Genomic DNA, 12,805 nt, shown 5'->3' with positions numbered 1-12,805 from the left:
CTCTTCAAAAGAGGTGACTATTGGCACATCGATAAAGCGGTCTTTGGATGCAGAATTCGAGAAAGCACTGGTACGGGCAACCTCGAAGAAGCAGAAAAATACTTTGCAAAACGAATTGAAGAAGTAAGGCAAGCAAGTGTTTTTGGAGTAAGACCTAAACGTACATTCATGGAAGCAGCTATTAAGTTTCTGGATGAGAATCAGCATAAACGAAGTATTCGTTCAGATGCAGGGCGTTTAAGGGTATTGGTGGAGTATATTGGTAAACTAACAATTGATTCTCTCCATATGGGTATTTTGCAGCCTTTCATCGAAGCGCGGCGAAAAGAGAAGATTAAGACCAGAACAATAAATCATGGGTTACAAGTTGTTCGACGTATTCTGAATCTTGCTGCCACAGAATGGATAGATGAGTTTGGCATGACATGGTTAGTCAGTGCCCCTAAAATCAAGTTATTACCTGAAACTGATTTACGTAAACCATATCCGCTTAGTTGGGATGAACAACATTTACTTTTTGCGCAGTTGCCTGAGCATCTTGAACGAATGGCACTTTTTGCTGTCAATACTGGATGCAGGGAACAAGAGGTGTGTAATCTTCAATGGAATTGGGAAATTAGAATTCCTGAAATGCCACACCTAATGGTGTTTATCATTCCTCCAGAACTTGTAAAAAATGGGGAAGAACGCTTAGTTGTATGTAATCATTCGGCGAAAGAGGCTGTTGATAGTCAAAGGGGAAAGCATGATCAATATGTATTTACCTTTAAAAATGAGCCTGTTACTCGAATGCATAATACCGCTTGGCAGAGTGCGCGGAAAAGAGCTGGTTTGGAATATGTACGTGTTCATGATCTGAAGCATACATTCGGCAGAAGATTGAGGTCTGTCGGAGTTAGCTTTGAAGATCGACAAGATCTTCTTGGTCATCGTTCAGGTCGTATTACAACACATTACTCATCAGCTGAGTTGCAGAATCTTTATGAGGCTGCGAATAAGGTGTGTGAGAAGCAGAAGAGCGGGGTGGTACTTACTTTACTGCGTAATCCTAATAATCGAAAAGAAAAAGAAACAACAAAAAATAGTAGGGTGTTTTGTTTATGAGTTTGATTTGTCCCCCACAAAATCCCCACAATGGATTTTAAGGGTTAGTATGAGGAGGTGGTTGATTTGGAGCTAACACTATGATTTTACTGAAGTAATCATGGTGGCCAGAGACGGAATCGAACCGCCGACACGAGGATTTTCAATCCTCTGCTCTACCGACTGAGCTATCTGGCCCCAAGGGTTGCTATTAAACTCCGATACGGGTTTTAAGTCAAGCATTGTTTACATTTTTTTTGAAAATATTCTTTCTTGATAGGCTACAGCTATCTGTGCTCCTAGTAATGCATTGCTTTTTATTAGCTCAATATTGGCCTGTAAACTTTTGCCAGCAGTGAGTTCTGCTATGCGTTTTAAGAGAAATGGAGTGAGCGCCTGCCCATTGATGCTTTTCGCTTCTTCATGAGCTTGCTGAATGAAGGGGGCTATTTCATCATCGGATATTTCTGCTTCCAAAGGGATTGGATTGGCTACAATTATCCCGTTGCTCATATTGAGATGATGTTGATACGTCATGAGTTTTGCTACCTCTTGAGCGTTATCCAGGCGATGAAGAACGGGTATACCGCTGGAACGACTGTAAAAAGCCGGGAACTCATTGGTTCCATAGCCAATAACGGCCACTCCGTGTGTTTCCAGCACTTCAAGGGTTTTAGGTAAGTCAAGAATGGATTTTGCTCCGGAGCACACTACAGTAACAGGAGTGTTTGATAACTCGATGAGATCGGCTGATATATCAAAACTAATTCCTGCTTCCTGATGAACGCCGCCGATTCCGCCCGTAACAAATAGAGGCAGTCTTGCCAGATGAGCGCAAAACATAGTTGCAGCGACTGTAGTACTGGCTGTCATTTTTTTACTTAAAACGTAAGCAATATCTCTACGAGACGCTTTTATTACTTCTTTGGATTCGGCCAGATGTTCCATGATTTTTTTAGTAAGACCGATATGAATTTTTCCCTGATACATCGCTATAGTGGCAGGAATTGCCCCGTGATTACGAATAATATTCTCAACCTCATAGGCGGTGTTTAAATTTTCCGGATGGGGCATGCCATGAGAAATAATCGTTGATTCAAGAGCCACTATAGGTTTATGGCTGGTTATTGCCTCTAAAACTTCTTCACTAATTTCTAATAAATCATGAAACATATATTCGTCCTTTATTCTTTAGCTACATAGCCTGAAGGTTTTTCTGACCCTTCTCCAAAAAAGTACTTTTCCATTTCCTCTTTTAAAAACTCGCGAGATTTTGCCTCCATCAGATTAAGGCGATACTCATTGATTAGCATGGTTTGATGCGATAACCACATCGACCAGGCTTGTTTCGATACTTCATTGAATATTTTTTCACCTAAAACTCCAGGGAAGGGTGGTTTTGGCATCCCTTCCGCTTCCTGTTTTAGTTTGCAGCAAAAAACTAATCTACTCATTGTGTGCCTCATAAATTTTGCAAGGAAGCACATTATGCGCGAATCTTTTTGTTACTCCAAGTACTATCCAGTCAAACTGAACGATGAGTTTAATCAGACTGATCGTGCACTTGAGCTTGAAGAATGTGCTGCGATAATAATTGCTCCTGCTCTGAGGTCAGCTGAGTAAATGACACTGCCGTACGGTAGCTGGCTTCATTTTGATATTGGCTATACACCACCACTGCATCAATAATTATGGGAATCATCTGAGGCTTGGTATAGATAACAATTTTTAAGTGCGTTTTTTCTTTAAGTAATTCCCCTGTTTTAAAAGCCATTCCTCCCAAACTAATATTTACTTTACGCAACTGGAGTTTTCCTGACATTAAAATATGGCGGGATAAATAATCTATTTTTGCATTCAGGAGGTTAAGATAATGGGTCATTGCTGGCTCTTTTACTGCCAATACTTGTGTTAACTCAGCAAGCTCGTAATCAATATTTTGAAAATATTGGGATGCCTCCATATATTTTTGACTGTTTTCACCCAGTAATTCATTTGAAACTGACAAATCAGAACAAAATTCACCGGGTGCGATTACTCGATAATCAAAGTAGATATGATCATCGATCCGAAAATGTTGGCGTCTTTCATGTACTGGCATAATCGCTCCATCAAGTCCATTTTATGTTATAGCACCTGCTCACTTAGCATTATACTTCGTTGTCGGCTCTTTCATTTCATATACGCTCCTTCGATTCACTCACTCCTCGTCAAAACTAGTGACCGACGTTATATACCTTATCATGTCATGCGAACAGTAATTTCCTCTCTATGGTCAAGTTCTGTAACCGGTTGTGACCCTGATGCTTGGACAATGGGTTGAGCAAGCAAAATATCGTGCTCTGCCATTAAATCGGCCTCAAGTGCCGCTAAAGGATCTATCTGAGCTAATGCATTTACTACCGGTGCTTGAGCTTGTAATTGAACAATAATGGGCACTGGTGGTAACTCTAAATGCTGTACTACTCTTTGGGCATCTATGAGCAGTGCCTGACTTTGTCTTACTGCTTCGGTATGGTTTGTTGCCAGGGCTTCTTTTTGAATGCTAGCGGTTAAAAATCCAGTAAATTGAGCATTATTCAGTTTATTATGGGCAATAGCCTCTCGAACAACGGCATTAAACTCAGCTACTCTATCCAGTTTCAATGCGGCTGAAAACGCTTGATTTAAATTGGCAGGAATTTGTGCCGGATTCATTAATTTTTGCAGTTCTTGTTGTGCATCAAAATAAAATTTCTTTAAAACATGCATGCCGAAACCTTTGTCTTTTGCGGTTCTGATGAATTCTTTTAAATCATTTTCTGTTTGGGTCATCTGGGCTATTTTGTCATCTGGGGTATTCTCCCCATTAATCATTTCTGCTTTATAAACAGTAATTGCAGCTATAATTTCTGTTCTATTCCCTTTACTATAAGCCTCTTTAATCATTGATAAATCATTTGCTGCAAGATAATTTGTGTTAGGTGCAAGATTGAGGTTGTTTTCAGGATGCAGCATCCCTTCACTGAGCGCATTGAGATGAACCTTACTTATGGTAATCACTTTGGGAGATGTAATTGTTAGTGAATCTCCTCCGCCTTGACGCTTAATAAAATGAACCATCTCAGGAGGAACTTTTGAGTCAAAAGTAATTTGTACGCTGCCATTGGCTAAATCATTTATGGTTAACGCAGGATTTGCTTGCCGTGTCGTCCATGGATTTTTATAAGGCCTGCCATCATCACTGAATAAAACGGGGTTATGAAGCAGTTTCTCAAGAATAAGGGTTTGTCTTACTTCATCAGAACTGACTATTCCTGTTGTTTGGGGTAATACTTCATTTATTTTATTAATTCGTGCCTCTATTTTAGTTTTAATGGTGGAGGCATCTCTTTCAAGAATTTCTATATCTATCAATTCGTCATTTAAACGTCCTCGGGTCTCTGCAGTGAGATTACCTCGTAACTGGTCTTTGATTTCTGCTGCCTTATTGTGATGTGTCCAGGCAACATGATTGGTGTATTGGATGATTTTGTTGCTTATGTCTTTGAGTTGCATGAGACTGGCGTATTTGGTGATCATTGATGAGTCTTCAATCAGAGTTCTATTGCGACCTTGACCATGACGCGTATGTTTCATGATAAATTGATCGGGTTGAAGACTTAAGCGTGAGTCAAGAATAAACTTATCGCTATCCATAATGACCTGGTCAAAGATAAACAGGTTTCTGCTGTCTCTTAAAGCTTTATTCTGACAATAACCACCTACCGCATCCGTGTCGCTGCATAGATAAAAGAGCGCTAATGAATTTCCAAAATCAGTGACAAAACGATCTCCTTGTACTCCATCACCGACAGGTTTTATAGTCGAGTAATGAGTATATGTTTGCCCACCAAAACCTAGTCCAGCAGTAAACGTTTTTCCAGAGGAAAAATCACTTAATAAACGTATGTCATCAAAAGGTACAAACATGGCTGGATGACCATTGTGAGTAATTGTTGTTGAGGATGAGGTATCCAGCCCCATAAGCCTGGATATATTCAGAGCCATTGCTTCTCGTTGAACTTCTTTTATATTCCCGTGCTTGGGTAGCTTGATAATGGCTTCGGTGCTCAGCTTGAATTGAGCTCTGTCTGTATCGTAGTTATCGACGGTTAAATCATTTTTGGCGTTTATATTCCCTAACTGAGTTCTAACTCGGGCAAGCGAAATCAAGGATACTTTTTCTGTTACTCCTCCTGCTGATTCTGTGAGCGTACAATAAGTTAAAGCAGGACCATTGTTTTGTGGAATGTTGATTCGTTCCAGTTGATTTATTTTATTCAAATCAGCGAGTATGTTCAGTCTTTTTTGTAACATTGCTTTTTGAGGATCATTATCTGTAAGAGGTTTTATTTGCTCTTTAAGGGCGCTGATACGAGCATTGACCTGTGTAATATCTGATGCATTAAAAGCAGTTGCTCCAGGAAAGGCCTGGCACAATGCGTATAATTTTATTCTGCTTCCCTGTATTCTGGCTGTTAAGTCCGCATCCACATCCACGGGTTTACTGGTAGGGCGAGCATAATAATTATCTTTAGGCAATGCCAGAATATCTCGTGCATTTCGCCAGTACTGCAAACCAAAATCAGCACTTCTTTCTCTGATTTGAGTGAGAACAGGAGGGGATCCTGGGGTAAATTTCGTAGCGTAATCTATTATGTTCACATATTTTTTCCATTGCTCGTTATCTGCTTCTAATGTGGCAAAATCAAATAGTCCGTGATTATGGATATCAATGTAATCAAGCAATCTATCCAGTGCTGCATAAGGAGCAAGCGCATCATCGCCTAGATTAACATCTGCGGGTTTTACGCTTTTTTCCTTAATATAGCGTTTGATAATGCGTTTTTTTTGTTCAGCGTCCACTGGCTATATCCTTATAGTATCAACTAGACTTACCTATAATATAGTCATTGTTTTGAGCTATTGGGAATGATTTAGGACAAAATTTTGTCTTGGAGGACAAATGAAAGACAAATTAATGATTCAGGAACGAATCGTTTCACTTTTAAAAAATGAATCTTTTGTTGATGTTAAAAAAGACATGGAACAGTTGAATGATGAGCAATTGGCTGAATTTCTGGTTAAGTACCCACAATGCTACGAACAACTAAGAGTTGTTGAATTGAATGATTTTTGGGATGGTCGACGAAATGCATTACGCTTGCCAGGTAGAGTCGATTTTCGTTTTATGGCTCAGCCTGGTATTAAGGATGCAGATCAGGTTATAGGTTATTTATTGTTTTTATTACAATTACAGACTCAACATACAAAAGTGGCTCAAGCAGAGGGTGCTCAGGGCGTGAAATCCACTGATTATTTATCAATTCATTCTATCCGGCGCCACCTTCATCACATTTATCTTGCTCTGGCTAAGGCATCCGAGGACGATTTAACTCGTGTTGCTGAATTTCTATATAACCTGGAGGCTTTTGCCAAATTGCACCAATGCCCTGGTTTTTTATTAATGGCCAATGGATACATGCAATTAGCATTACGATATCAGCAGCTGACTTTAGAAGATCAGTGTAATGCTGCATTTAAACTGTGCTGGAAGTTTTTGCATCTTGCTGAACTGTCTGAGCCGTCCTCTAAAGAATCCATTAATAATGCTTATTTTGGTAAGGGGCTGGTTCTAAGTACGCCGTTTAATCTCTCTTCTGTTCGAGAAATGAAAACTTATTGCTTCAAAGCTGCTGACACGTTTTTATCCATCCAGGATACTCTTGGCGCAGAACAGGCGGCATCACTGATGTATCAGCATGCAAAAATATTGGGAGAACTTGCTGAATCCTCGGGAGCATCTTTAGGGAAGTAGGGGGCATCTCAATAAATCCGGTAAAATTAATGTGCCTCTGTTACCAGGCATTTAGGGAGCAGATCTGGCTCTGGATACCGCGGTCAAGTACCGCGGTAATTCGGAATAGAGAATAACCAGGATTATCGCTTCTTGGAGGAAACTGGCTCCCAATTAATATCTTCTACTCTTACTCGAGCTTCTGCTTCTACAGTTCGATTACTGCTATCTCCTCTGAGAAGAGCTGTTCTTACACTATCTACTCGCTGATATCGCGCAAGCCGATGTCTTGTAGCTGGAGAAGCAAGCTCATCGTCCTTGCTTTTCTTGAAGAAGCTGAGTTTAAGAAATGAAAAAGACATTTTACTTTTATCGTCTTTTTTAATTACGGTTGTATTTGCAGGTAAAGAGTCTTTAGACATATCTGCCTTTGTTTCTTTTTTCTTCACAAACATTGTCGTTTCAGGTAAAGAGTCTTTTGAGGAGCCTGTTTTATCTTCTACTTTCTTTTTTATAATCACAGTTCCATCAGGCAATGAGCTTTTTGCTGAAGCTGCCTTGTCTTCCTTTTTCTTAATTATTACAGTAGCAGAAGGAAGAGGATCTTCAGATTTATCATCTTTAATTACTATACTCCCCGATGATAATTCATCAGTATTTTTTGTTGATTTATCAGAACTTTTTAATCCGCCCTTTATTAACAAAGTACTCTCATCATTTTTGGTGCCATGAAGCTCATTATCACTGAGCGATAATTCTTCGGACTCTTCCGATTCGTCAGAGTCTTGAGGCACTATTTCATTAAGGTGGCTGAATAAAAACTCTTTAAAATGAGCTGCTTTTAAAGTGCCAAGGTTATCCAGAGCTTTAGATGGTAAGAATTCCAGAAGAGGGAAGTAAGTTTGAAACTCTTCTCCATTTAATTTTTGTTCAATCTTGATTTCTGAAATATCAGGAGAGGGATTTCTCTCTATTGAGTACAAACCAAAAGTTAACCAGTGCATGGCTTTTCTATACCATGGCGCTTGCTCCCAGTCTTTGTTAAACAACGCGTTCTCAACCGATTGCGAACATTGAGTGAAATAAATATGGGCGTATTCTTTATAGCATTTTACAGCAAGTTTTTCTGCCATTCTTGTTAAACGTGTTTCTTTGGGGGCGCTCGATGAAATTTTATCAAAAATCTTGTTTGCTCTGTGTAACAGATCGTTACCATAATAGCTAGGCATTACCGAATCCATAAACGATCTGGCAATACTTTGGAATACATTTTCATTGTTGCGCTCATCTAAAAGTGCCTTTATTTCATTGAGTTCGTCTTCAATGCCTAATTGTGACGATGGGAATACTCTTTCAACTTGCTTATAAAAGTTATCTGGATCTTGATTTTTGAATGCAAGCAATGATTGAAATTGTTTAATTGTCATTCGTTTACTGGCTTCAGTTCTTGTTAGTTCTTGGACCAGAAAAGATAAATTAATTATTTGTCTGGGAGGAGTAATAAAATAAGATGCAGCACTTTTATCAGAATTTCTGAATTCTTCTGCAGGAGGTAATTCATCCATTTGAGTTAAAATTAGAAACTCTTTTAAAATCATTCCTAATTGATAAGACATGAATTGCGGCATATTTAGCGTCGTTGTGTTTGCTTTTGCATTGTAATCCAGAGGTTCATTATCAAAATCCAGACATTCAAGATATTCATCTGGGGCATACATTGGGCTACTTCGCACGGTATCAGCCATTGGGTTTTCTGTGTCAATCAGGGTTTTTCTGTCGCTGATTAATATTCGGTTTCTGTCGGCAAGAAAATTAGTTAATTTAATATCTGGATGATACGCCTTTGCATCCATTAACAAGACGACAAAATGAGTCAGTTGATCAAAATAAAAACCAATTTGTGGGGCGATATTGCTGATTGATTCTTTTTGTAATCGTCTTGCAACTTCGGCCAAATTTCCTTGGTTGGCAAATTGACTTAATACTACGGGTCTGTATTCAACTGGCTCAAATTTATTTTGTAATTTTTTGGTGAATAACGCAAAATCGTTTATAAAATATTTAGAGACAGGATGTGAATGCAGTCTTTGCTCTAATTTGAGCTCCGAGCGGTCTTCTACTCTCCATATCATCAGTTCGTTCCAACCACCCATTTTGAATGTGTAGTTTTGATTATTTCCTTGAGCACCCAAAGGACTTGTTTTATAAGAGATCCCTAATTTTTCAATCTCTTCAGGTTTTTTGCTTCCTTTAATTGCTTCTATCTTGGGCTGAACATCCCTTAATATTTGGGTTTGCTTTTCAACGAGCTCTTTCATTCGTGCATTGGTATAAGCTAAATGATACAATTCAAGAGACAATGCCTTATATTCTTCATGAACATCAGCAAAAACGTTGTGTTGTAGCATATTGTCTCGTTGCTGCATTAATGCGTATTCTCTGTCTCTGATATCCTGTTTGTCGGTTTCTTCTGGTTTTTCTTGTCCCAATTTCAAAGCAACAGCTTGTGCAAATTGTATTCCTTTCAGGAAAAATGAAGCATTAGAGTTGATAGAATACGTGGCCAATTGAGCGTGGAAGCCTTTTTTATCATCACTGTTTATCCACTTATATAAATTCTCGTCAGGTCTTATACTGTTTAATTCATAGTTAATTTTTTGTAAATAAAAGAGTCTTTGTACATGGTCATTTTTAGGAGCTTTATTTAATTCAATAACTAAATTAGATAATGCTATATGACTCTTGGGCGGTAACTTCATGGACATAACTGACTCCGAGATAAAAATATTTTAATAATAATTTTTTGTAAAAATGTTCTGGGCAAAATTTGAGCAAAACTAGCACGGATTGATTTTTGTTGCAAGTTTATTTTATACACAACAAGAAATAAATTATCGCTATAAGTATTTTAAATTACACTGGAGAAATTCAATATATGAATGCACCCTTAAAAACCAAAAGGATTAAATTGCTAGTTATCTGCCTTAATACTATCTTCAAAGGGGTATTTTATGCTTTAATATCCCCCATTTATCATCGCTAATTAAAGGGTTTGCTATGACTTTTGTAGTTACAGAAAGTTGCATTAAGTGTAAATTCACTGATTGTGTGGAAGTCTGCCCGGTGGATTGCTTTTATGAAGGGCCTAATTTTTTGGTGATTCATCCTGATGAGTGCATCGACTGTGCGCTTTGTGAACCCGAATGTCCTGTGAATGCTATTGTCTCTGAGGATGATTTAACCGCAGAACAACAGCAGTTTAAAGAATTGAATGCAGAACTCTCACAAACATGGCCTAATATTACGGCTAAAAAAGACGCTCCTGATGATGCTAAGGATTGGGAAGGCGTTAAGGATAAACTTCAATATTTGCAGAAAGAGTGGACGAAATAGCATCACTCGCTGAATCCTGTCGGCGATATCTTAGTGAGAAAGGACGGCTTTCTACAGCAATTCCCGGATTTGTTGCAAGAACGCCCCAATCAGATTTGGCTGTTGCTATTGCTACAGCAATAGCCGAGAAATCTACTTTGATTGCTGAGGCTGGCACCGGAACCGGTAAAACATTCGCTTACCTATTACCTTGCTTATTAAGCGGTAAAAAAGCACTTATTTCCACAGCTACCAAAACATTACAAGATCAATTATTTCAAAAAGACTTGCCTACTTTGGTTCGGGCCTTGGGCTTATCCGCACGGATTCAGAATCTAAAAGGCAGAGCTAATTACATTTGCCAGCATCGTGTTGCATTGCATGCTGAGGAAGGTCAGTTTCAAAGTCCACAATGTGCCCATGAAGTACTCCATGTAAGAGATAAGTTATCCCAAATGGTTCATGGTGAGCGCTCGGAATTGCCCGAACTTAGTGAGGATTCACCCGTTTGGCATTACGTGACTTCTACTACGGAAAATTGTCTCGGTGCTGAATGCCCTAATCATGAGACCTGCTTTTTGGTCAAGGCGCGTAAACGTGCACTGGAAGCTGACATAGTAGTTATTAATCATCATCTTTTTTTTGCCGATTCGCGTTTGAAGCAGGATGGTTTTGGGGAGTTATTACCAGGTGTAGACATTGTCATTTTTGATGAAGCACACCAGCTTGCAGAAATTGCGACTAATTTTAATGGGGAACGTATTGGAACGCGCCAATTTACTGATTTGGTAGCTGATATTATTGGCGAGTGGCCTGTTTTAGACTTGGCTAATCAACCCCTGAAAGCTTTAAGTAATAAAGCGGATAAGATCATGGATGAGCTCTTGGGCTCTATTCCCTTCCGAGAAGACAGGGTAAGTTGGGATGATATTAAACGTAACAAAGAGTTTGTGCGGAGTTGGGATAGTTGGTTGGCCTTAAAGGATGAATTAGTTGTTTGTTTAAATGATGAAAATGTTGCAGAAGTTCCTGGTTTGGTTCGTTGTAAAGAGCGTCTTGAAGAGCTTGAACAGCTGTTACTTTCTTTCACACAAACTCAAAATGACAAAATTCGATGGCTGGAGCGCTTTAAACATACTTTGGTTTTTCATGCAACACCTTATGATATAGCTGAAACATTTAGCGAGTTGCTCAAGCCGCAAGAGAGTGCCTATGTATTTACTTCCGCCACATTAACCATGGCCTCTTCCTTTGATTGTTTCAGTAAGCCCTTGGGGCTGAACAATGCTCAGACTTTATTACTACCAAGCCCTTTTGATTTTCAGAAACAGGCACTTCTTTATTTGCCCCGAGGACTTCCGGATCCTAAAGATTCTGGGTATTATCACGCTTTACTGGCACGTGCATTACCGGTTATTAAGGCATGTGGGGGGCGGTGCTTTTTTTTGTTCACAAGCCATAAAGCATTAAAATTAGTTGCACAAATGCTGAGCAATACTTTAGACTATCCATTATTGATACAGGGAGCTGAAGCGAAGCCTATTTTATTGGAGCGATTCAGGCAATTAGGTAATGCGGTATTATTAGGAACGGCAACCTTTTGGGAAGGGGTGGATGTTAAAGGCGAGGCGCTCTCTTGTGTCATCATTGATAAATTACCTTTTGCCAGTCCCGTAGACCCTGTGACCCGTGGCCGAATGGCTTATTTAAAGGATAGAGGCTTGTCTGGTTTCGATGAGCTGTCACTACCTAATGCCGTTATTGCTTTAAAACAGGGCGTAGGGCGTTTAATAAGAGACATCACTGACAAAGGGGTATTGATGATAGCTGATCCTCGTCTTACTTCCAGAGAGTATGGTCGGAATATACTGGCCAGTTTGCCGCAATTGCCGCGAACCCGTGATGAACAAAAAGTTTTGAATTTTATTGAAGAGTTGGCGCTGGATTATGAAACTGTTAGCGATTGATACCTCAACTGAAATGGCCAGTGTGGCTGTATTATCAGGCGAGAAAATAACCAGCGAAGAACTGGGTAGTCAAAGAACACATGCGCAATTGTTATTGCCTATGATAGACCGCCAAATGATACAGTCTGGTTTGCAAATGAGTGAGTTGAATGGAATCATTTTTGGTTGTGGTCCGGGTAGTTTTACTGGTTTGCGGATAGCATGCAGTATTGCGAAGGGATTAGCTTTTGCCCATGACTTGGAGTTAATTCCGGTAAGTAGCCTGGCTACAATTGCCTGGTCTGCTCATGAACAGCAATATAATGAACCGACAGCTGTGTTGGCAGTGCTTGATGCACGCATGCATGAGATGTATTGGGCATATTACCAAGCGGGGCAATTTCAGGCTGAGGAACAAGTCAGTGCAGTACAGAATATCCAGATTCCAATGAAGCATCCTGTCGTTTTAGCAGGTGCAGGTATTGATTTGTATTGGGATGATTTTCCTGAACAAATAAAATCGCAAGTAAGCGCCAGATTGAATGTGTACCCCAATGCAGCATCAATGATTCGATTAGTGCAACAC

Annotated in this window: 10 protein-coding genes and 1 tRNA gene; 5 read left to right on the top strand and 6 right to left on the bottom strand. The window is 39.5% G+C overall.

All coding sequences use genetic code 11. The features are described 5' to 3' along the window. The coding region (locus Q0495_RS04125; RefSeq protein WP_298623412.1) for a tyrosine-type recombinase/integrase at positions 1–1,104 on the top strand (1,104 nt) is incomplete at its 5' end. Positions 1,105–1,205: 101 nt separating this feature from the next. Here the strand turns inward: Q0495_RS04125 and Q0495_RS04120 are convergent. From Q0495_RS04120 to Q0495_RS04100, 5 genes are all read right to left on the bottom strand, one after another. Continuing rightward, positions 1,206–1,281: transfer RNA gene (locus tag Q0495_RS04120), tRNA-Phe, on the bottom strand. 48 nt (positions 1,282–1,329) lie between these two features. Next, entirely contained in the window at positions 1,330–2,256 is a 927-nt protein-coding gene (locus tag Q0495_RS04115; protein ID WP_298623410.1) for a pseudouridine-5'-phosphate glycosidase, read from the bottom strand. Between the two features lie 11 nt (positions 2,257–2,267). Further along, positions 2,268–2,537, bottom strand: coding sequence for an oxidative damage protection protein (locus Q0495_RS04110; protein ID WP_298623408.1), 270 nt, complete (start codon positions 2,535–2,537; stop codon positions 2,268–2,270). An 89-nt stretch (positions 2,538–2,626) separates the two neighbouring features. Next, positions 2,627–3,184 (bottom strand): PilZ domain-containing protein, encoded by a 558-nt coding sequence (locus Q0495_RS04105; protein ID WP_298623405.1) that lies wholly within the window; start codon positions 3,182–3,184, stop codon positions 2,627–2,629. 140 nt (positions 3,185–3,324) lie between these two features. Next, positions 3,325–5,970 carry a hypothetical protein gene (locus Q0495_RS04100; protein WP_298623400.1) on the bottom strand — a complete coding sequence of 882 codons (2,646 nt, stop codon included), beginning with the start codon at positions 5,968–5,970 and terminating at the stop codon, positions 3,325–3,327. 100 nt (positions 5,971–6,070) lie between these two features. On the opposite strand from Q0495_RS04100, the gene Q0495_RS04095 reads away from it, so the two are divergent. Then, positions 6,071–6,922, top strand: coding sequence for a DUF5630 domain-containing protein (locus Q0495_RS04095; protein ID WP_298623397.1), 852 nt, complete (start codon positions 6,071–6,073; stop codon positions 6,920–6,922). Between the two features lie 122 nt (positions 6,923–7,044). On the opposite strand, the gene Q0495_RS04090 is transcribed toward Q0495_RS04095, so the two are convergent. Further along, entirely contained in the window at positions 7,045–9,666 is a 2,622-nt protein-coding gene (locus Q0495_RS04090) for a hypothetical protein (RefSeq protein WP_298623395.1), read from the bottom strand. A gap of 292 nt (positions 9,667–9,958) precedes the next feature. Between Q0495_RS04090 and fdxA the strand changes: the two genes are divergently transcribed. The 3 genes from fdxA to tsaB form a co-directional block, all read left to right on the top strand. Continuing rightward, positions 9,959–10,294, top strand: a complete 336-nt coding sequence (fdxA, locus tag Q0495_RS04085; protein WP_298623393.1) for a ferredoxin FdxA — start codon at positions 9,959–9,961, stop codon at positions 10,292–10,294. Next, positions 10,282–12,240, top strand: a complete 1,959-nt coding sequence (locus Q0495_RS04080; RefSeq protein ID WP_298623391.1) for an ATP-dependent DNA helicase — start codon at positions 10,282–10,284, stop codon at positions 12,238–12,240. The genes fdxA and Q0495_RS04080 overlap by 13 nt, the downstream gene beginning before the upstream one ends. Further along, positions 12,221–12,805, top strand: a 585-nt coding sequence (tsaB, locus tag Q0495_RS04075; RefSeq protein ID WP_298623389.1) for a tRNA (adenosine(37)-N6)-threonylcarbamoyltransferase complex dimerization subunit type 1 TsaB, incomplete at its 3' end; no start/stop codon positions are given. The genes Q0495_RS04080 and tsaB, both read left to right, overlap by 20 nt.

This window comes from uncultured Legionella sp., from assembly GCF_937871865.1.
In the GTDB taxonomy this organism is placed as follows: Bacteria; Pseudomonadota; Gammaproteobacteria; order Legionellales; family Legionellaceae; genus Legionella.
Note: the sequence above shows the minus strand (reverse complement) of the source record. Positions and strands in the feature narration are given on the sequence as shown.

Coding starts and splice junctions, on each gene's coding strand:
- Q0495_RS04115 (WP_298623410.1), bottom strand. CDS start 2,256: ATGTTTCATGATTTATTAGAAATTAGTGAAGAAGTTTTAGAGGCAATA.
- fdxA (WP_298623393.1), top strand. CDS start 9,959: ATGACTTTTGTAGTTACAGAAAGTTGCATTAAGTGTAAATTCACTGAT.
- Q0495_RS04090 (WP_298623395.1), bottom strand. CDS start 9,666: ATGTCCATGAAGTTACCGCCCAAGAGTCATATAGCATTATCTAATTTA.
- Q0495_RS04105 (WP_298623405.1), bottom strand. CDS start 3,184: ATGCCAGTACATGAAAGACGCCAACATTTTCGGATCGATGATCATATC.
- Q0495_RS04110 (WP_298623408.1), bottom strand. CDS start 2,537: ATGAGTAGATTAGTTTTTTGCTGCAAACTAAAACAGGAAGCGGAAGGG.
- Q0495_RS04095 (WP_298623397.1), top strand. CDS start 6,071: ATGAAAGACAAATTAATGATTCAGGAACGAATCGTTTCACTTTTAAAA.